General features: G+C 56.2%; 21 protein-coding genes. 9 read left to right on the top strand and 12 right to left on the bottom strand.

Features of this window, described 5'->3' with window-relative positions; translation table 11 throughout:
* Positions 1-63: 63 nt before the first annotated feature.
* On the bottom strand, positions 64-672 hold the full coding sequence (locus tag GSQ77_RS15875; protein WP_254067649.1) for a LysR family transcriptional regulator: 609 nt from the start codon (positions 670-672) through the stop codon (positions 64-66).
* Positions 673-913: 241 nt separating this feature from the next.
* Between GSQ77_RS15875 and GSQ77_RS15870 the strand changes: the two genes are divergently transcribed.
* Positions 914-1,663, top strand: coding sequence for an Asp/Glu racemase (locus tag GSQ77_RS15870; RefSeq protein ID WP_158903690.1), 750 nt, complete (start codon positions 914-916; stop codon positions 1,661-1,663).
* 332 nt (positions 1,664-1,995) lie between these two features.
* Here GSQ77_RS15870 and GSQ77_RS15865 read toward each other — a convergent pair whose 3' ends face one another.
* Positions 1,996-2,271: a PAAR domain-containing protein gene (locus GSQ77_RS15865; RefSeq protein ID WP_158903689.1), complete on the bottom strand. Its 276-nt coding sequence runs from the start codon at positions 2,269-2,271 to the stop codon at positions 1,996-1,998.
* A gap of 299 nt (positions 2,272-2,570) precedes the next feature.
* On the opposite strand from GSQ77_RS15865, the gene GSQ77_RS15860 reads away from it, so the two are divergent.
* The 3 genes from GSQ77_RS15860 to GSQ77_RS15850 all read left to right on the top strand — a co-directional run bounded on the left by GSQ77_RS15860 (position 2,571) and on the right by GSQ77_RS15850 (position 4,365).
* Entirely contained in the window at positions 2,571-2,753 is a 183-nt protein-coding gene (locus GSQ77_RS15860; protein ID WP_158903688.1) for a hypothetical protein, read from the top strand.
* Positions 2,753-3,301 (top strand): hypothetical protein, encoded by a 549-nt coding sequence (locus tag GSQ77_RS15855; RefSeq protein WP_158903687.1) that lies wholly within the window; start codon positions 2,753-2,755, stop codon positions 3,299-3,301. Before GSQ77_RS15860 ends, GSQ77_RS15855 begins: the two co-directional genes overlap by 1 nt.
* A gap of 86 nt (positions 3,302-3,387) precedes the next feature.
* A complete protein-coding gene (locus tag GSQ77_RS15850) occupies positions 3,388-4,365 on the top strand; it encodes a T6SS immunity protein Tli4 family protein (RefSeq protein ID WP_158903686.1) in 978 nt (325 codons plus the stop codon).
* Positions 4,366-4,888: 523 nt separating this feature from the next.
* Here the strand turns inward: GSQ77_RS15850 and GSQ77_RS15845 are convergent.
* Entirely contained in the window at positions 4,889-5,890 is a 1,002-nt protein-coding gene (locus GSQ77_RS15845) for an LLM class flavin-dependent oxidoreductase (RefSeq protein ID WP_158903685.1), read from the bottom strand.
* 184 nt (positions 5,891-6,074) lie between these two features.
* Here GSQ77_RS15845 and GSQ77_RS15840 point away from each other — a divergent pair, with 184 nt between their 5' ends.
* Together GSQ77_RS15840 and GSQ77_RS15835 are read left to right on the top strand one after the other, a co-directional pair.
* Positions 6,075-6,665, top strand: a complete 591-nt coding sequence (locus GSQ77_RS15840; protein ID WP_158903684.1) for a TetR/AcrR family transcriptional regulator — start codon at positions 6,075-6,077, stop codon at positions 6,663-6,665.
* A gap of 98 nt (positions 6,666-6,763) precedes the next feature.
* Positions 6,764-7,531 (top strand): cysteine hydrolase family protein, encoded by a 768-nt coding sequence (locus GSQ77_RS15835; protein ID WP_158903683.1) that lies wholly within the window; start codon positions 6,764-6,766, stop codon positions 7,529-7,531.
* Here GSQ77_RS15835 and GSQ77_RS15830 read toward each other — a convergent pair whose 3' ends face one another.
* The 4 genes from GSQ77_RS15830 to GSQ77_RS15815 form a co-directional block, all read right to left on the bottom strand.
* Entirely contained in the window at positions 7,532-8,767 is a 1,236-nt protein-coding gene (locus GSQ77_RS15830; protein ID WP_158903682.1) for a terpene synthase family protein, read from the bottom strand.
* A gap of 123 nt (positions 8,768-8,890) precedes the next feature.
* Positions 8,891-9,298 carry a GFA family protein gene (locus tag GSQ77_RS15825; RefSeq protein WP_158903681.1) on the bottom strand — a complete coding sequence of 136 codons (408 nt, stop codon included), beginning with the start codon at positions 9,296-9,298 and terminating at the stop codon, positions 8,891-8,893.
* Between the two features lie 55 nt (positions 9,299-9,353).
* Positions 9,354-10,037 carry a LuxR C-terminal-related transcriptional regulator gene (locus GSQ77_RS15820; RefSeq protein ID WP_158903680.1) on the bottom strand — a complete coding sequence of 228 codons (684 nt, stop codon included), beginning with the start codon at positions 10,035-10,037 and terminating at the stop codon, positions 9,354-9,356.
* A 63-nt stretch (positions 10,038-10,100) separates the two neighbouring features.
* Positions 10,101-11,369, bottom strand: a complete 1,269-nt coding sequence (locus GSQ77_RS15815) for an MFS transporter (RefSeq protein WP_158903679.1) — start codon at positions 11,367-11,369, stop codon at positions 10,101-10,103.
* Between the two features lie 250 nt (positions 11,370-11,619).
* Here GSQ77_RS15815 and thpR point away from each other — a divergent pair, with 250 nt between their 5' ends.
* Positions 11,620-12,210, top strand: a complete 591-nt coding sequence (thpR, locus tag GSQ77_RS15810) for an RNA 2',3'-cyclic phosphodiesterase (protein WP_158903678.1) — start codon at positions 11,620-11,622, stop codon at positions 12,208-12,210.
* 41 nt (positions 12,211-12,251) lie between these two features.
* On the opposite strand, the gene GSQ77_RS15805 is transcribed toward thpR, so the two are convergent.
* A complete protein-coding gene (locus GSQ77_RS15805) occupies positions 12,252-13,199 on the bottom strand; it encodes a LysR family transcriptional regulator (RefSeq protein WP_158903677.1) in 948 nt (315 codons plus the stop codon).
* 386 nt (positions 13,200-13,585) lie between these two features.
* Between GSQ77_RS15805 and GSQ77_RS15800 the strand changes: the two genes are divergently transcribed.
* Positions 13,586-14,530, top strand: a complete 945-nt coding sequence (locus tag GSQ77_RS15800; protein ID WP_158903676.1) for a cupin — start codon at positions 13,586-13,588, stop codon at positions 14,528-14,530.
* A 153-nt stretch (positions 14,531-14,683) separates the two neighbouring features.
* On the opposite strand, the gene grxC is transcribed toward GSQ77_RS15800, so the two are convergent.
* Entirely contained in the window at positions 14,684-14,944 is a 261-nt protein-coding gene (gene grxC / locus GSQ77_RS15795; protein ID WP_158903675.1) for a glutaredoxin 3, read from the bottom strand.
* Positions 14,945-15,168: 224 nt separating this feature from the next.
* A complete protein-coding gene (locus tag GSQ77_RS15790) occupies positions 15,169-16,584 on the bottom strand; it encodes a PLP-dependent aminotransferase family protein (protein WP_158903674.1) in 1,416 nt (471 codons plus the stop codon).
* 141 nt (positions 16,585-16,725) lie between these two features.
* Between GSQ77_RS15790 and GSQ77_RS15785 the strand changes: the two genes are divergently transcribed.
* A complete protein-coding gene (locus tag GSQ77_RS15785; protein WP_158903673.1) occupies positions 16,726-17,016 on the top strand; it encodes an ArsR family transcriptional regulator in 291 nt (96 codons plus the stop codon).
* On the opposite strand, the gene GSQ77_RS15780 is transcribed toward GSQ77_RS15785, so the two are convergent.
* Together GSQ77_RS15780 and GSQ77_RS15775 are read right to left on the bottom strand one after the other, a co-directional pair.
* A complete protein-coding gene (locus GSQ77_RS15780) occupies positions 17,017-17,937 on the bottom strand; it encodes a bestrophin family protein (RefSeq protein WP_158903672.1) in 921 nt (306 codons plus the stop codon).
* 23 nt (positions 17,938-17,960) lie between these two features.
* Entirely contained in the window at positions 17,961-20,279 is a 2,319-nt protein-coding gene (locus tag GSQ77_RS15775) for an FdhF/YdeP family oxidoreductase (RefSeq protein WP_158903671.1), read from the bottom strand.
* Between the last annotated feature and the right edge of the window lie 121 nt (positions 20,280-20,400).

Here is a 20,400-nt window from a genome sequence, read left to right as displayed (position 1 = left end):
GCAGGGACTGGCAATAAGCTAAAATTTCTCGATACGATCACCAGCGGGCGGAATGACCACTGATCATTTAGCAATGGTTCGGAATAACTCAGATTGAATATAGGGCTTTACGCTTTCGCGAGGAAGTACGCCGATTCCAAGACCCGCGCTCACCATGTTACGTACACCTTCGAAGCTGGTGACTTCGATTCGGATTCGAAGTCTCTTGCCCGCACGCTCGGCTGCAGCGCGACATAGTTTCGAAATTGAGCTTCCATACGGCATAGTGACAACGTCATCGCTCGATTTCTCGAATAACTCGATATGTACCTTGGGATTTTCGCTGAGGAAAGACCGCAGCACATTGGGTAAATATTGAACCATCGCTGTGAAGTTCACATAGACACGCGCGTGCCCAATCAATCCAGCCGAATACTCCGACATCTCATCCGAAATCTGCTGAAGATATTCACTCAGCCGTTTTGCGTGGTGATATAGCGCTTCGCCAGCGGCGGTGGGCTCGATGCCGCGACTGTGTCGATATAAAAGCAAGGTGCCAATGCCATCTTCCAGATCTGAGACACGCTTGCTGACAGCCGACGCTATGAGATGTGTACGAGATGCGACCGCAGCAATGCTGCCTTCTTCGACTACGGCAACGAAGATTCGAAGAGATTCAATATCGAATTTCACCGATTAATTTCCTAAAACACCGCAGTTCGACGCATCGTGCTTCGCTTCAATACCATCGTCCGTATCCATCGCGGTTGACGATGTCTGCGATGAAGAATAAGAACTTTTTGCTGCGCTAAGCTTGCACCAATATACCAGTTTGGAACGTTTGCAGCGTGTGTTCCAACAGTCGCGAAGGCCACCCACAAAAATCGATAAACAACGCTTGTGATCGCATCACTATGTTTTTTGGAGAACTGATATGACGTCCAATTTTCGCATCGGCCAGATTGTGCCTAGCTCAAACACAACAATGGAAACCGAGATACCGGCGATGCTCCGGGCCCGTGAAACGATCAGGCCTGAGCGGTTCACTTTTCATTCGAGCCGGATGAGAATGCATAAGGTTACGAAAGAAGAACTCATCGAAATGAACAAGCAGGGCCTGCGCTGCGCGGCGGAGCTGGCAGATGCTCGTGTGGACGTAATGAGCACCGCCTGCCTGGTAGCCATTATGTCAATGGGACACGGATACCACCGGCAAACCGAGCGCGAACTCGATGCAGTCGTGCGCGCGAACCATTGCCTTGCACCGGTCATGACCTCGGCTGGAGCGCTGATCGATGGCCTGAAAATTCTCGGTGCGCGGCGGATTTCGCTCATGGCCCCATACATGCGGCCTTTGACCGACCTTGTCGTGTCGTACATTGAGCACGAAGGTATTGAAGTGATCGACTCCATCTGCTTTGAGATTCCTGACAACCTCGAGGTTGGAATGCGTGATCCGCTGAGGCTGATTGAGGATGTCCGCGGCCTTAATACGAAAGGTGCGGATGTGGTCGTGGCGTCTGCGTGCGTGCAAATGCCTTCACTGCCGGCGATCCAACGCATTGAAGACATGCTCGGCATTCGAACTGTCTCGACGGCGGTTTGCACGGCCCGCGGGATGCTCGATCGTCTTAAGCTTGAACCTGTTGTTCCTAATGCGGGGGCGTTGCTTTCGGGAGCTTGATTGGCGGAGATCTATCAACCGTTTCGGTCATTCACTTTGCCGGCCTCAAATAGGACGAACGGGATGACCGCTAAGGAGGCAGCGGCGCGTCCTGACCCGGGTTGCACTCGACGCGAGCTTGGCGGGAAAGGTTATTCCCGCCAAGTGCTTAGGATGCATTCGGCATTGTTATGCACAGCTCTATCAACACAATGTGTGGATAACTTTGGGCGGTATTAGCGTGAGCATCGGCACAAGGGACGGACATAAACGTCCGTATCGACCGATTAATTCAGGCCGAAGCTGCATATGCCGCTAGGCCCGTGCCGCTGCAGATTGCGCCGTCGGCGTGGCTAGTCTTTGTAATACAGTGTCGATTGAGCGATGACGCGGTTCGCCCCTCGGGGGCAGCGGCACATGACGATGTCGCCGTCGCACACACCGCGCATACTACCTAGCCCAAACGTTTCTGCTGTTCCCTCGATCAAACCATTTTCTCCGCATTGTCCGCACGACGCTTGGTCGTGATGGCGAGCGATCGGCTGGCCATGGTCCAGTGCGGTTGGGTCGCCGTTCAGAACATAGCCGCCCGTCGTTGTATTGTTACCTTTGACTGCCATCATTTTCATCGTCGATACCTTTTTATTTTCGTTCGGATTTCTGCAATTATTTTTAGATTCGATGACCTCGTGATGCGGGTCGATAGATCAACGCGCCTCGAAAAATATCATGTCCAATGTTGTTTTGATATAAGACGATTCTTGATTTTCATTTCTCAAAACAAATACATCGTTTTCCTGATTAACTTATTCAAATTCGGTCGAAATCTGTTTACTCTCTGACCCCGCGAGTGATGCATCCGATTCTGCCCATGAAGTAGAAATTGAATTGTGTTCACACTTTTTCACAGGGATAACGAGACAGAGCGATGGCTGAGTGGCTTGATAGGTATGGGTCGGCTGAGTCCGCCTACAAGGCGTTGACCGGGCAGCAGCACTATTTCCTGGAGGTGAAGGGGCCAGCCTATGGGGTTGCGCTGTCGGTGATCTCGTTCGAAGCAGTTGAGAAGATAGGCGAGCCGTATCGGATTGGGCCGCATTTGCAACGTTGATGCGGAAAAAGGTGCAGCCCTTTCATATGGGCAATATCGGCGCGGATGGCAAAAATGATAATACTGGGATAGCTGGTAAATATCACACCAATACCTATGCTTTCTATGGTGACGACCCGCAGCTCAAAACCTGGGGCAATGTCGCATGGAGGCGAGCTAGGCCATCACGTCCCGGATTTTGGAATGTACCGCCCGTTCCGCTTCATGACGAATTGAATAAAGCCGCGGTGGGTGATTCGGGAATGGGTAGTCAAATAGTCGAGGTGCCCACGGATGGTGGCCCGAGTCGTGGCGCCGGGCCGCTGAATGGCTGGCCGAGTCGCAACGAATTCGTGTTGCAAGACGCCGACGAGAACGGAGACGGCACGGTGCCGAGACGCTCAGGCGCAGCCCCTAGCCAGCATGCAAAAGTGTGCGTGCCTTACGCAGGTGTCGACCACGAAGGTGCTTTTAAGAACGAGCCGCAGCGACGTTTTACTCTATGGGCCATTACTAAGATTGCCTTCAGCGTCAGACACACCAGCATGGCTTACAAGGACTTTAAATGAAATGGCGGACAGTGTTTATTGCAGGCTGCATATTGAGTTTGAGCGCATGTTATCGACCGGCACCCTTGACACAACAGGAGCAAAAGATGGTGACTGAATTGACGGCAAACCTAAAGCCGCGCTGTGTGGGCCGCTACGTGATCGACATACCGGGCGACGCAGTGACGTTTGGTGGGGCAAAAATAGACGGCGTGGACGTTAAAGCCACAGCGATGACACTAAAAGACTATCAAGCGGCAATGGACGCGCGTAGCAAGGAGTTGAACTCCACCAAAAGCCGTTTCGGCCGTCAGTTTCTGTATGCCGACACTACGGTGGGTGGGGTTCCAGGATCACGGTTTTTTATTTCACAGGGTGACCCAGATGTACTGAGTCCCGCAAACCGGGTCATCGAAGGTTACAAATGGGATAGAGGCTATCAAATTAAGTTGCAGATCGAGGGTAGCGATTTCACGCACCCCGACCAAACCAACGATCCGGTCGTCAAGCTACTTCCGAACAAGAATGACGTTCCGGATAAAGCTCGCGAGGTCGCCCATCTAGTGGATAAAGTTCGCGGTCGCACCGAGGACGAAATTCCGACCGAGCCGGGAGTCTGCTTTGCGGGAGGATTTTTTCCGGGGCGAGCGACCGACCAAGAAAATATCTGGGTCCAATTTGTGCTGCGCAATCAGCACGATGTCAGCTTCAATATAGATTCGAACTCCGATATACGGGAAACAACGACGCTTCTTCAACGAGGTGGCGAGATTGATGCTGGATTGAAGCAGAACGAGGGCAGAACTATTCGAAAGGGAATAGTGAAAATACCTGGCATGCAAGCGGAAGAATGGCTCATGGCGGGAATTACCCAGTTACGCATACCCGGGAATTACATGGCACTTGAGGCCAACTCGCTGATCGGCAGTGCGCAAACGCCTCTGGTGGGTTTGGATATGAATACTGGGTCAAATAGCAAATTGTTACCGGGCAGTATTGAGAAAGCCTCGCTTACCGAGGGCGAAGCCATTGCGTTGTGGGATGCCGTGTCGCGTACCTTGCGCCCGCGCCCGAACGGCTTCTAAGCGGCCACGGTTGCCAAATTCTCTCTCACCGTGCATGCGCCCGCTGCCGTTATCAAGAACATGACAGCATGGCTTACAAGGACTTTAATGAAATGGCACACGGCATTGGTCGTAGTCTGTGTACTAGGTCTACCCGGGTCAACTGGCCGCTCGCCGTGTTCTATAGCGCGCTTGCTGCTGATATTCATCGTGAGGCTTGACCGCAAGCGGCATGCTGTGTTTCGTACATCGGATGCAGTACCCGTCGAGTCGTAAATGCCGGTTGACATTGGAGCATAACCGCGATGACGGCGCGCTCCTGACCCGAGTTGCACTCGACGCGAGCTTGGTGGGAAAGGCTATTCCCGCCAAGTGCTTAGGATGCATTCGGCATTGTTATACACAGCTCTATCAACACAATGAGTGGATAACTTCGAGCGCTATCGGCGCAAGCATCGGCAAAGAGACCGACAAACATCGGTATCGACAAAATGAATTCAAGCCGAAGCTGCACATCCCGCTAGCCCCGCCGCATGGCGCCGTACTACGCCGCCCGTGCCGCCGCAGCAATATCTAGAGACCTTAGCCGTAAATCCGGATCGAACACATCGCACACCAGCATAAACTCGTCGGCATTCGTAGCACTTGCCAGCGCAGCAAAACCATCACGCACCGCGTCAGGGCCACCAATCACACCTGCCGCGAGAAACTCGTTCACGGCAGCACGTTCATCAGGCGGTAGCTTATCCATAAACCCCTCGACTGGCGGCTGCAGCTGCTTGCGATTTCCGCGCATAATGCCGAGCACGCGCTGGTAAGTGCTACTGGCGAGGTATTCGGCTTCCTCATCGGTGGGCGCCGCAATCAACGGCACACCGATCATTACGTAAGGCTTGGCCAACGTGGCCGAAGGCCGGAATTCACGGCGATACAGATCAATCGCTTGCAACAACAATCGCGGCGCGAAGTGAGACGCGAATGTATAGGGCAGACCCATTTGCGCCGCCAACCTCGCCGAGAATAGGCTCGAACCAAGCAGCCAAATCGGCACCTCGGTACCGGCACCGGGCGTCGCGATCAGGCGCTGATGCGGCTGCGGCGCCCCGAGCAAACGCTGCAGTTCCGCCACATCGCGCGGGAAATCATCTTCGGACTCGACGCGATCACGGCGCAGCGCACGCATAGTGGCAGGATCAGTGCCAGGCGCACGGCCTAACCCCAGATCAATGCGGCCAGGATAAATTTCCGCAAGCGTCCCGAACGCCTCCGCAACGACCAACGGTGCATGATTCGGCAACATAATCCCACCCGAGCCAACCCGAATCGTCCGAGTACCCCCCGCGACATGGCTGACAAGTACCGCAGTGGCAGAGCTGGCGATACCCGGTATGTTGTGGTGCTCGGCCAGCCAATATCGGGCGAAGCCCAAAGACTCGGCATGCTGCGCTGTGCGCAACGCGAGCGCGATGGCATCGGCGACCGTGCCGCCCTCGCGCACAGCGACGAGGTCGAGCATGGAGAGGGCAATATCTTTGGGTGCTTTCATGGTGGCGACTTTCGGTTCCGACCCGCTGGCAGGTTCGGGGTTGTATAGAGGGGAGAATGACGAACGCAATGCTGAAGCTTAAAGCGTTTTCACAGCGAGCGTGCGAGTAGGGGCATCAGGGGGTTGACAATAACAAGACGACCGGTTATCTTTCAACGCAACGAAGTATCACGAGATTCAACCCATGCCAAGACCAGCCAATCCAGAAGTACGCGCCCGTTTGTTGTCGGTGGGGCGACAGGTCGTTCACGATCAAGGTTTCAACGGCTGCGGCGTACAAGACATAACGGCTGCCGCAGGGATACCCAAAGGCTCGTTCTACAATTACTTCGACAGCAAGGAGTCGTTCGCAAGCGAGATCCTGAAGGAGTATTGGCAGTCGATCGAGGATAGGCACGGGCCTCGCCTATATGACGCGCGGGTCAAACCCCTGGCTCGCATCGTCAAGTTCTTTCAGGGTTTATGTGAAGACCACGGCGAGCATGACTTTACCTTGGGTTGCCTGATCGGCAATTTATCGTTGGAGCTGTCCAAGGGCAGTATCGATGCACGCAAGAGTTTGTCCGATCTGCTGCTGCGTTGGCAAGGTGCGCTGGCCGATTGCCTGCGCGAGGCGCAGGTGCGCCACGAACTCGCTGACGATAGGGATGCCGATGAACTTGCCGCGATCCTGATCGAAGCATGGGAAGGGGCTGTCATGCGCAGCAAGGTCGATCAAAACGATAATGCGTGCCGTCGTTTCGAAACCGTCGTATTGCCGCGCCTCATCGGTTAAATTTTTTGGCGTTTTAATAAAGTGACTGGTCGTATATTAATAATTGAGTTTGATGGTTTATCTCCCGCTCCACCCAACCTAAGCAGAGAGGATTTCATATGAGTAATCAGAACAACGGACTAACCGACCAAAACGGCTCGACTGCTTCCAACCCGGACGCGAGCCCCAGCCCCTACGCCGACCCACGCGAGCCGGGCTTGCCGGCAACCGGCTTCCGTCTGGACTTGAGCAAAGCGGCGCTGGTCGTGGTCGATCCTCAAAACGACTTCCTCAGCCCTCAAGGTGCGAGCTGGGCGCTGTTCGGTGCGAGCATTACCGAAAACAATACGGTCGCCAACATCGGCCGCTTGTTCGCTGCCGCGAAAAACGTAGACATCCCGGTTGCCGTGTCGCCGCATTACTACTACCCGAGTGATCACGAATGGCACTTCGGTGGTCCGCTGGAAAAAGCGATGCACAACATCTGCATGTTCGATCGCAAGGGGCCAGTCACGCTGGAAGGTTTCGAAGGCTCGGGTGCGGACTTTCTAGAGGAATACAAGCCCTACATTCTCGACGGCAAGACGATCATCGCATCGCCGCACAAGGTGTATGGCCCCGAGACCAACGACCTCGCGTTGCAGTTGCGCAAGAAGGGCGTATCTCAGATCATCCTGGCGGGCATGGCCGCTAACTTGTGCATCGAATCGCATCTGCGGGAGCTGCTTGAGCAAGGTTTCGAAATCGCCGTGGTTCGCGACGCGACTGCGGGTCCGCGTATACCAGAAGGTGACGGCTACCTTGCCGCCATCATCAACTATCGTTTCCTCGCGCATGCGTTGTGGACTACCGCTCAGACGGTCGAGCAACTCCAGCAATCGCGTTAATTACCGCCGTCGATTCGCAATCGGAACCGGTTGCGAATCGATAACGCGCCCGTGTGCGTCCTCGCACTCAATGCTCCAGAAATCTTCCGCTACTTCATCTGCACGGCGTTGCTCCGCAATGTGAATACGAAACGTACGATTGTCTTCCACTGCGACTGATCGCTTATACCTGATGCAGTCACTATGCCAGAAGCTAAAACCTGAATCCATATACCGCAGGTGATCGAAGAACGTACTCATTCGTTCGCGAAATACGGGCGGGATTCTTGCCAACAGCTTCGCTGCAAGATCATCATATGTTTCGACTGCTTTATCGTGTATTTTTAGAAGCGCGAGACATGAATCATGCAGAGATCCGCCGAAACGCATCCGATGGTACAAAATTACATTCGTTTCTTTTTGTTCATTTTCTATGTCCTTTGGCACACTGACCAAGTCGTTTACGATCCAGCAAATACGTGCTGCCTGATCAACCAGCTCTCTGTAGTCAGGGTCGGTGTGTATCTCATGCGGGACCTCGATACCGACGGCCCGTTCCAGAGGCAAGATGGTTGGACGAATGCCCGCCGTGATAGTGCGCAGCTTGATAGCGTCGGAGAAATTCCGACCTGATATTCCGTCGCTGCCTTTGCGGCGAACGATCTCTTCTTCTACCGCGTGTTTCGTCCATTCGCTCATATCCGCAGCGAAGCGAATCCGCCATTCACGTGTAGCACCTAGGCGTTCGTATTCATCTCCAATGTGTTTGAATGCCAAGACATAGGGGTCATTCTTTCTCGAGGTGAGGACCTCTTCTCCCGCAAGTGCCATCAAAGGTTCCGCGACGTCAGAGTAGTCCGTAGCCACTTCTACACATTCATCATCCCAGAGCAGCCACATGGTGATGTACTTGCAATAGATCAAGGCGTGCTCGTATGACGCCATGGAACGCGAATAGCCCGCATAGTGACGTAGCTCGACCGCCCGAAGATGAGCTCGCCGCTCCACGTTTGTCACAAGGCCGAGAGACTCCATCCAATCGATGGTCTCTTCCTCAATCGTGGAAGCAAATGGCGAAAGCTTTACAGGCGCAAACCAATGCTTTGGATAAGATACAGAGAGAACGTGTGTCTTGACGTCTTCGGGCAGCGGTTCTTCCGAGCTGTACACGACCACATGCCACGATTTCCCTGATTTGGCTTCTGGTTGCTGATCGGCGTGGTCTTGGTGAGGAAAAGGACAAACTGGTTGCGCCATGTATCGTCTCCATACGCGTGCGGAAGGGTGAAAAAATCATATCCCTATCGACGCCAGTTGACGCATCAGGACGAGGGATTTGAGATTTTTCCTGTTCGCTGGAGGCGACGATTGCACGAGAACTCACTTGTTTTGCTGATGTGCGCCGAGGTATTGACGAAGATCGTCTGTGATCTTGTGCCATGACGCCTTCTCCGCCACAAACCTGTGTTCATGCGCCCAATTTTCAAAGGGCGTATCCAGCGTGCCGAGCCTGATTCCGAGTGAGTCAGAGCGCTCGGCACGGTATGCATAAATTGGCGATCCGCAATTCGAACAAAAGGCGCGAAACATACCTGGCGATGATTCGAATTCACGCAACACATCCGCTCCGTTCAACAAGAGGAAGTCTTTCCGGAACACAGGCGCGTTGGCCGCATGAGCGGATCCGCTGGCTTTACGGCAGCTTATGCAGTGGCAGTACCCGAAGTCTCCGGGCTGCGCCAGAAGCGTGTATTGAACTCGACCGCAAAGGCAACTGCCGCTGTACATGGCATCCTCCGTTAAGTTGATCAATTCAATTGAGTTTCCACAAAAGCTCTCAGCATCACACCATGGGCATTCCATGTACTCGCCTTCTAAGACGTGCAACGACGCCGGACAAAACATCGCCTTGTAATTTGGTACGAAGACGTGCGATATGCGTATTGATCGTCCTGAACGAAACGTCGAATGTTCTTGCGATTTCCTTATCGGAGCGCCCGGCGACGCGCTCAAGCAGAACCATTAATTCCATCTCGCTGGGCGGCGTGAAAAAAAAGGGCTCAACTTCAAGGTGCTGCAACAGTTTTTTGATGGCTACGTTCTTCCCGCAGATCTTCTTGTACTGAGTGTAGAGCGTCTGGTGAGACAGGGATTCGGTTAATTCCTGGTTAAACGTATAGATCCCAATCACGTTGCCGCGGCTTCCGCGGGCGGGAAACTTGATCACCGTTTCATGGACAAGAACTCCGCGGTTAAAAAAAGTGGCGGTGTCACGGACCCGTTCTTTTTTCTGCTGTACCAGGCTATCCATCCTGGCGATTTTTTCCGCCAACGTGTTTCCCGACTCCGATTGAGAAAAGTCGAGATCACGTACTGTCAGTCCCACCATCTGCTCTGCAGATTCCAGTCCGATTTGTTTCGCACTGGGGTCATTCGCAAAAACGTACTTTCCCGATTTCGGCTCTTTCAAATTCAAAGGGTTCGGCAACTTCTGGATAAGATCGAATAGTTGGCTTTCGGTTGTCATCGCGTCCCTGCGGTCTGATCGTGATATGGGCTTAAGGAAGAGCTTCATTTTTCTCGCAACGCTTTAGGCCGCAGCGGCGTCCCGCGCACAGGAGCCTTGCGCTGAATCACTCAAGCGAAAAGCGGCGGGCAGAGCCAATACGCAAAACAGCGTTACATAAAACGCCGGAAAGCTAAGCCAGTGCGCTTCGCGCACGAAATAGCTGCAGACCAGCGGCGCGGTGCCGCCGAACAAAGCCGTAGGCAAAGTGAAGGTGATCGCAAACCCCAAGCTTTTCGAGTTGTCCTCGAACAGCTTGTACAGCACAACCATGATGACGCCGCCGATGCTTCCGTACAGCAACGCCAAGAGACACTGCACGGATAACAGCAGTGAAAATGCGTGGAATTGAAGTAGCACGACGAACAGCGGGTACGAAAGGACGGTGATAGAGCACAGACTCGACAGCAGAATCTCTTTGTGGCCAATGTACTTGGTGAAAAAGCCACTTGTGAGAATCGCTGTGATGTAACAGACCAAAGCCAGCGTGTTGCTCAGATGAGCGTCGGAACGCGAATAGTCGAGAAAAATTTCAGCATAATTGGGTAGCCAGACGAGCAGTGTATAAAAGCCGACTTCCATTGCGGCAACCAATAGCGCGCCCTGTACGAATACCTTGGCACGCGTTGAACCGACGCGTTCGATCTTCTTGCGGTTCCCCTCGGGTGGCACGCCCCCAGCGATCATCCCCTTTCTAATATTTAATATGACCAGCAAGATGGGTAGGCCGAACAGAAAAGGGATACGCCATGCCCAGCCCTCGATTTGCGACAGCGAAAATAGACTGCCCAGTAAAAATGCTACGAGCGACGCCAGTAACACGCCAAACGCTCCTCCGGCATGGACCAACGAAGTCATGATTCCCTTTTTTTGGTCGGTCGACTGGCTCGCAACGTAGTAAGCGCTGAGCGGCAATTCACCTCCGGCGGCGAACCCCTGAATCAGTTTGAGCGTCAGCATCAGAGCTGTAGCCGTGTATCCGATGTCTCGATAGGTGGGCAGTAAGCCGATCAAGATCGTTGGAATGGCCATTAGCAGGGTCGCCCACTGCAACGCGACGCCGGCGCCACGCCGGTTGCCGAGATGCCCGAAAAATAGGCTGCCCAAAGGGCGCATCAAATAGCTGACCGCGAAGACCGAAAAGCTTTTGACGATCGCGGTGAAATCATCGTCCCCGGCAAAAAACAGTCTTCCCAAGGTGATTGCCAAGAATGAGGATAGTGAAAAGTCGTACCATTCGAGCATGTTGGCCGTTACAGCGACATGCGTCAGTGAATTTGCTTTCGGTTTCATTTGAATCGAGACCATCTGTGAGCGGACGCAAGAATTCCTCCTTAACCGCCGTCTTCACGATTTTTCCATTCGTGAGTTGATATGCGGAAATTTAAAGGATAACTAATATTGTCTGCGAAAATAGGAATCGGGCGTAACCGTTCCATGAGGTACGCCACGAAGTAAAAAATCATATTCCAAGTTCCCTTTGATTGGACGCAATGGGATCAGGGATTTGGGATTTTTCCTGTTCGAGGGAAACGTTAATCGTATGCCCGTGGAACTCTCATCAGCGGGATTGGAGCCACAGCCACAGCCTCGGCTTGCGGATGGACTATTTTTTGCCGTCTTTCCGGATTCGCATACCGCCGCCCGTATAGCGCAGCTCGCACAGCGCTTACGCAGCGAACACGCATTGAAAGGCCAGCCACTCGAAACCCAACGCTTTCACGTGACGCTGCATTACCTCGGTAATTACGCGGGCTTGCCGCAGGACATCGTGGCCAAGGCTAGCGCAGCGGCACAGACGGTCGCGATACCCCAATTCGATGTTGCGTTCGATCGCGTAGCGAGTTTTTCACGCAAGCGGCGCGACAGTCCGTTCGTGCTTCTCGGCGAGGAGGGGGTAGCTGCGTTGACAGCGTTTCAGCAGACTCTTGGCGTAGCCCTGGAACACGCTGGCTTCGAAGGCATCATCAAGTCGCACTACACGCCGCACGTGACCTTGCTATATGGCGATCACGCTGTTGCCAGTCAAGTCGTGGAGACGCTTCGCTGGAGCGTGAGGGAGTTCGTTCTCGTGCACAGTTTGCTCGGTCAAACGCAATATCTGCAACTCGCGCGGTGGCAGCTTCGATCCTGATGCAGAGTTCTGGATCGTCGGGATATTCAGACTTACCAGGTCTACGAAGAGGGCGTCAGTTGAACATCCCAGTAGGGCGGCTCGCCGACCTTCGCGCTAAAGAAATCGACGAACGCCCGCACCTTTGACGAAACGGTTTTTTTCGGCGGGTATAGAACCCAGATCGACGGCTGCTGACGCTGGGCGTGCGCTTCCCATTGCGGCAGAGCGTGTATCAGTCGCCCGTCGCGTAACGCCGAGCCGACAATCCAGGTTGGCAGAAGCGCAATGCCGCAACCCGACAAAGCCAAAGCCAACATGGCATCGGAGTCGTCGATACGTAAGCGGCCTTGCAACTCGACCACCGCAGTTTCGACGATCATTCTTTCGCGCTCCGTTCGAGCGAAAAACCATTTGTCGTCCGGTACCAGTGAAAAGCGTAGCGACTCGTGTCCAGCCAATTCCGCAGGAAGCGTCGGCATACCGCGACGAGCGAAATAGTCCGGGCTAGCGCATACGATGCGTCGTTGTGGCGCGAGGCGCTTGCCCATCAGAAGCGAATCCGGCAACGCACCGATGCGAATGGCGACATCGATACCCGCGTCGATGATGTTCAAGGTGTTGTCGCTGAGAACGGCGTCCACGTCGATGTCCGGGTACTGGCTCATGAACTCGGGCAAATGCGGCACGATGTGGCGGCGTCCGAATGCAGATGGCATCGTCACGCGTAGTAGACCTTGCGGCGTGCTGTTGAGAGACGACGCGGCCAACCGCGCTTCGTCAAGCGCTCGCACGGCAATCAACGCGTTTTCGCGGAACACTCTTCCGCCCTCGGTGAGCACCAGCCCCCGCGTTGACCGATTGAACAGCGCGATCCCGAGATCTTTTTCCAACTCGCTGACGTATCGCGAGACGGTGGACGTTTTGACGGTCATCTCCTGCGCCGTCTTGCTGAAGCTTTGCAGCTCCGCCGCATGCAGGAACGCGCGTACTGCCGAGAAATAGTCCATAGCGATAGAAAGTTGGGGAAAGTGGGAGAGCGGATAAGGCAGGCCGGGAAGTCACGACGTTATCACGAGCAGACCCGTTTCTGTCGAGTCATGCAAGCGCCGATGCCGATGCCGATGCCAACGCCAACGCCAACGCCAACGCCAACGCCAACGCCAACGCCAACGCTGGCGCAGCGACCCACCTCAGGCAATCTAATCGGCGCGCTACACCCCATTGCGCAAAGGAGATTTCCAGCTCGGGGGCTTCTGGGCGCTGATGCCGGCACCTATAGTGGGTACAGCCGCCACATGCAAGGCAACTGTTTTCAGACAGCAACCTTGCCCGCGCCCAGCCCGAATCGACGCCCAACCGCGCCAAACCGCACCCGATCTCCAAGGAAAAAATCATGCTGGACAAGACTTCCGCCGCCACACTCGCACAAGCCGCGACCGAAACCGACGACGCGCAGTACTTCGAATACACCTCATCGGCAAATCCGATCGGCGCAAAGCTGATCTCGCGTGTGCCGTTCCGCAATTTTTCGCCCACGCTGTATGCCGATGGCGAAACGCGTGTCGTACCGCTCGACCTTTCCCAAGAGCTGGCTTGCCCAAGCCCGGCCACCGGCCCGGGATTGTGCGCGAACTTCGTGCGTATCAATGCAGGCGATGATGTGACGATCGAGCCGAATGCCACCTCACAGGTTTTCTACGCCATTTCCGGCGCGGGCCAAGTCGTTCAGGGCGATTCGGTCTTTCCGTTTGCCGAGGGCGATTTCTTTACTCTGCCGGGTGCTACGGCCGCAACACTGTCGGCGAACGCGACAGCAACGCTTTACTACGTCAACGACGCGCCGCTCATGACCTACCTCGGCGTGACCGGCACGAGTCCGCGTTTTTCGCCGACCCTGTACCCGTCCGCGCGCGCCCAGGCCGAACTGAACAAGGTTGCACAAGACGCCAATGCGGGTCGTCGCAATCGCATCAGCGTGCTGCTCGGCAATGTCAATTTCCCGCAGACGCGCACTGTTACCCATACGCTGTGGGCCATGTTCGGCATGGTGACCGCCAACTCGCAACAACGACCGCACCGTCACCAATCGATTGCACTCGACTTCATTGTGAGTTGCGAACCGGGGTGTTATTCGTTGGTCGGGACCGAGGTCGATGAGCACGGCGACATCGTCAACCCAACGCGCGTGGATTGGGAAGCGGGCATGGCGTTCGTAACGCCACCGGGATACTGGCACGCCCACTTCAACGAATCGAAGGCTGACGCTTACCTGATTCCCATTCAGGACGCCGGGCTGCAAACCTATTTGCGGGCGCTCGACATTCGATTCGCACACTGATTGGCGGAACAAAACACGGCCGGCATGTACATAAACTGCACCCCAAGCGTTGGACAGAGATCCAACCTTTGGGGTGCATTTCACGTCGGCTTTTTTTCTTTTGCAAAGTGTATGCGGGACCGCATCGAACGCGCGGTCCGCACCCGCATGCGCTTAAGCAACTCCGGCCAGAAGTTCGTCGAGACGGCCGGCAATATCGAGTGCATTCAGATCGTCGTATCCACCGACATGCGTTTCGCCGATGAAGATCTGCGGGACGGTACGGCGGCCAGTTCGCTGCGCTAGCGCGGCCGCAGCGGCGCGGTCGCCTTCGATATTGATTTCATCGAAGCCGATTCCTTTGCGACGCAACAGCGCCTTGGCGGCAATACAATAGGGACAGGCCGGTTTGATATGTATCGTTACGTTAGGCATGGTATTTACCTCTGATAGTGATTGCGGGGTTAGGCGTCGGTGTGCGGCGCGGTAACTTCACTGTAGAAGAACGCATTGCTCGCGTTAAGGCCGCACGTGCTCATTAAGTTGCTTGATCGTCTCAACCGCGCGTCTCAACCGCACCCGCGTCTCAACCGCACCCGCGTCTCAACCGCACCCGCGTCTCAACCACCGTCCCAAGTGCCCTGCAAACCCCGCATCGGCTACAAAAACTCCCCAATCAGCTTCGCCAGCAGGATCAGGGCCTGGTCGATTTCAGTGGTCCACGGGTAGCTGTAATTGAGCCTGATGCAGTGCTTGTAGGCATTGCTCACAGAGAACATCCTGCCCGGCGCGATGGTGATGCCCGATTCGAGCGCGCGATGGTACAGCTTCATGGAATCGACCGCTTCCGGCAACTCGACCCATAGCACATAGCCGCCCTTAGGCCGCGAGATGCGCGTGCCATCCGGAAAGAATCGCTTGACCGTCGCGGCCATGATATTGGCCTGCTGTGCGTAAGCTTTGCGCACGCGCCTCAGATGGTGATCGAAGCCGTCGTTCTTCAAGTACTCCGTGATGGCCATTTGCGAAATCGACGAGGTGGTCAAAGTGTTGAGAAACTTCAGCTTTTCCACCCGATCGCGATACCGGCCCGCCAGCGTCCAGCCGATCCGGTAGGCGGAACTCAGGCTTTTGGAAAACGATGCACAGTGCAACACCAACCCCTTCTTGTCGTAAGACTTCAAGGACGTAGGATGTGACTCGCCAAAGTAGAGCTCGTTGTAAACACCATTCTCGATCGCAGGTATTTCGTGGCGGGCCAATAGGTCGACCAGTGCGGCTTTACGCTGGTCCGACATCTGAAAGCCCAATGGATTCTGGAAGTTAGGCATGACCATGCAGGCCGCGATGCGCTGTTCGCCGATTATTTTTTCAAGCGCCTCGATGCTGATGCCTTCGTTGGGATCGGTGGCGACCTCGATCGCCCGCATGCCCATGCGCTCTATCGCGTGCAGCATGGCATAGAACGTCGGCGACTCGACCGCGATCGTGTCGCCGGGTTTGGCCACTGCCTGCAAGCACAAATTGATCGCTTCGGTGGCGCCGACCGTAACGATGATTTCGTGAGGATCCACCGAAAGACCGTTTTCCAGGTGGCGGCGGGCGATCTGGCGGATCAATTCTTCATTGCCCGGCGGCAGATCATCGATCAGACTCCAGGAATGGTGGCGCCGCGCGATGGAGTTAGTGTATTGATTGACGCGTTGCCAAGGGAACAGCGAGGGGTCCGGGTAGGGCGACCCCAGCGGCACAGCTTCGTTGGTGCCGATCGAGCGCAGGGTGGCCAACACCAGTTGGCTGACATCGACCTCGACGGAAACGGGCTGTGGATTGGACGGCTGGATTTCGCGCGAGACGAGCGCCGTGGCCCGCTTGCGGACGAAATACCCGGACTGCGGACGGCTTTCGATGGCGCCCCGGCTTTCGAGCAGCGCATAGGCACGCAGTACGGTGGTGATACTGAGCTTGTGCTGCTGGCTCGTATGTCGCACCGATGGAATGCGTTCGCCCGGCAGCAGCACGCCGCTGCCGATAAGGGCATCGATGTCGTTGGCCAGCTTCTCGTAAAATTTCAACTACGGTTCTCCCGATACCTTTGCCGTTCGTGAGCGCCTGGCAAGACAGGTCACTACGAAGCCGTCTCAACGACCGCTGATAGGATATCAAAAGGCCGGCAACACGCTGCTTAAGCGTGTAAGCGTAACAGGAGAAAAATCATGAGTGAATTCGGCGATGGCCTGGACCCCGCGTTGATCGCGGTGCTGATCCAACTGTGGCGTGCAGCCGACGCGACGCCGGACAAGCCCTGGTCGCTTGCCAAGCTCAGCAAACAGGCGGATATGCAGATGAGTACCTTGCGCCGCAAGCTCGCCGTACTTAAAGATGCGGACCTCGTCACGGTGCTCGACCGCGAGGATGGTTCTGGAACGGCCGCGCTGACACCTGCCGGTCTGCACTTGTGCGGCGAGATTTTTGCCGACGGTGCGCAGGCGGACGACCCGTCGTGATCAGGTCAATCGATAACTCTTGCCAACCGGCATCGGGCTCGGCACGGCCTTGCCACAAAGCTCGAGCAGCGACCGCTCCACGTTGCGCGTCATCGCATCCAGGGCGAGGTGATTAGGCGCTTTGCCGAACGGATCCGCGAGTTCGCTGGCAATCGCTTCCAGCGCAAGCAAGGTGTAGGACACGAAAACCGAGATCAAAGGCGTGGCTACCCCGATCGAATCCACCAAGCCAAATGGCAACAACAAACAGTAGGCATAGACGGTGCGATGCAGCAGTACGCCATAGGGAAACGGCAAAGGGGTCGTGGCGATGCGCTCGCATCCACCCACCATCGCAGCCAGTTCATTGATTTGGGCGTCGCACATCCATACCTGCGTATCGGATAGGGCACCTTGGCGTTGCGCTTGCGCCAGCATCGCGCGCAACTGATCGAGCAAGCCGATGGGGCGATATTGCCAGTGGGCCACGCGCGTCAGATCTTCGGCCGACAGCAGATGAGTGAGATCCGTATGGGGATCCGTTTCGCGCAGTTGATTATTGAGCGCATAGACGGCCGCGATCAGCCGCTTGACGAACAGCATGCGGTCGAAGCCTGCCGTATCCGACGGAATGTAGTTGATCACCTGCGAAGTGAGCGCGCGTGCTGCAATCATCAGATTCCCCCACATCTTGCGCGCCTCCCAGTAACGGTCGTAGCTCGCGCTGTTGCGAAAACCGAGGAAGATGGCCAAGGCCACGCCTAGCAGGGTAAAGGGCCCTACGTTCAACGGCACTTTGTCGCCGAACAAGTGACCATCGGTGAACAAGGCCAAAGTCGACACCAGGAACATAAACAGCAGTTGCGGGGTGATGGACTGGAGCACCGAGCCGTCCCAGATGAACAGGGTGCGAAACCAGTTTTGCGGCGTTCTGACGATCATGGCGCGGGTTTACTCATCTGGCGTTACTGTTCAGGCGACGAGCGCAACAGCACAGGAATCGATTTGTACGCAGGCGTGTTGGCAAAATCGGCGACGCTCGAAAGCGCCACCAGCGGGTTGGTTTCCGGGTAGTAAGCGCCGAGGCAACCGCGCGGAATGTCGTACTCCACCAGGCGGAATCGATCCGCGCGCCGCTCCAGGCCATCGTCCGCGATGCCGAGAATGTCGACCCATTCGCCGTTTTCGAAGCCCAGGGCAGACAGGTCTTCACGGTTGATGAATACCACGCGGCGTTGCCCGTACACGCCACGATATCTATCGTCCATTGCGTAGATCGTGGTGTTGTACTGGTCGTGAGAACGGGTCGTCATCAGCGTCATCAGCTGTTTGCCGTGCAATGCGCGAGCGCGCCGCAGGGGCGTGTCCTGCTGGATCTGGTTGACCAGGAACTGGGCACGGCCGGTAGCTGTCTTCCACACCCGGTCGCGGGCGGGTACGGCGAGATGGAAGCCGCCGGGGTGGCTGACCCGCTCGTTGTAGTTTTCGAAGCCGTCGATGACTTTCTCGATGGCATCGCGCACGCGTGAGTAATCTTCCACATAACCGAGCCAGTCGACCTTGCCGCTGCCCAAGGTCGCGTGCGCCATGCGGCCGACGATCGCAATTTCCGACAGCAGGTGGGGGGACGCTGGTTTGTTCATGCCGTACGAAATGTGCACCATGCTGACTGAATCTTCCACCGTCACGCCTTGCGCTATACCCGCCTGCTCGTCGATTTCAGTGCGCCCGAGCGTGGGCAGGATCAGCGCGTCTTTGCCATGCACCAGGTGGCTGCGATTGAGCTTCGTGGCAATTTGCACGGTCAGTGCGCAAGAGCGCAGGCCCTCCCAGGTGCGCGGCGTATCGGGGGTTGCCATGGCGAAATTGCCGCCCAGCGCGACGAACACCTGGATGCGTCCTTCGCGCATCGCCTCGATCGTCGCGACCACGTCCAAGCCGTGCTCGCGAGGCGGTTCAAAATCGAATACCGCTTTCAAGCGATCGAGGAATGCCGGGGTCGGCCGCTCCTCGATGCCTACGGTGCGGTCGCCCTGCACATTCGAATGGCCCCGCACCGGACACAGGCCTGCGCCACGACGCCCGATATTGCCGCGCATCATCATCATGTTGGAGAGCATTTGCACGGTCTGCACGGAATTCTTGTGCTGAGTCAGGCCCATGCCCCAGGTGGCGATAACCGATTTGCCGTTGACGTAGATCTGCGCCAGCGCCTCGATTTCCTCGCGCGGCACGCCCGACTCGTCGACGAGTGCTTCCCAAGATTGGGCGCGCAGATCGGCGGCAAAAGCCTCGAAGCCACTTGTATGCTCATGGATGAAGCGGACGTCCAGCACGCGCTCGGTCTGAGCGGCCAGCGCGATATCGTCGAGCTCCAGCACACGCTTGGCCACGCCCTTGATCAGCGCGAAATCGCCGCTCAGCTTGGGGCGCACGAACGTCGAGGCGATCTTGGTGCTGCCCATGGTCAGCATCTCGAGCGGATGCTGCGGGCTGGTAAAGCGCTCCAGGCCACGTTCGCGCAAGGGGTTGATCGACACGATCGTGGCGCCGCGCTTGGCACAGTCGCGCAGCTCGCCCATCATGCGTGGATGGTTGGTGGCCGGGTTTTGACCGAACAGCAATAGTGTATCGGCGTGTTCGAAGTCGTCCAGCGTCACGGTTCCTTTGCCCACGCCGACCGTGAGCGGTAAGCCGCGGCTGGTGGCCTCGTGGCACATGTTCGAGCAATCGGGGAAATTGTTGGTGCCGTACATGCGGACGAACAATTGATACAAAAACGCCGCCTCGTTGCTGGCTCGTCCCGAGGTGTAGAAACTGGCTTGGTTGGGGTCTTCCAGCGCTTGCAGATGGCGCGCGATCAACGCGAAAGCGTCATCCCATGAAATGGGCTGGTAGGTGTCGGTGGCAGCGTCATAGGCCACCGGGTCGGTCAGGCGGCCATGCTGCTCGAGCTCGTAATCGCTCTGCTGCATGAGTTCGGCGACCGTATGCGCGCCCAGGAAATCGGCTGTGGTGCGTTTGCTGGTCGCTTCGGCCGCAACGGCTTTCACACCGTTTTCGCAGAACTCAAATGTAGAGGCATGCTCGCGGTCGGGCCACGCGCAGCCGGGGCAGTCAAAGCCGTCGGCCTGGTTTTGCTTGAACAGCGTTTTGTAATTGCCGCCCTTGACCTTTTCCTTGAGCAGGTTGATGGCAACGTACTTCAGCGCGCCCCATCCCGCCGCGGGGTGGGTATAAGGTTCGATGCGAGGCTCGAAGCGCTCTTCGGGTTTCGTTGCCATGACTGCTCTCTCCATTCTGTGAATCGTGCGGGGCCCGTATCGGGATCTGACCCAGCGGGATCTGACCGGGCCGGGACCCGACGCGGTGTGCATGCGCGTTGCGTATGAGGAGAATAAGCGG

Source organism: Burkholderia sp. L27(2015) (assembly GCF_009765705.1).
Lineage (GTDB): Bacteria > Pseudomonadota > Gammaproteobacteria > Burkholderiales > Burkholderiaceae > LMUX01.
The sequence above is the reverse complement of the archived record's forward strand: the minus strand, read 5'-3'. Positions and strand labels throughout refer to the sequence as shown.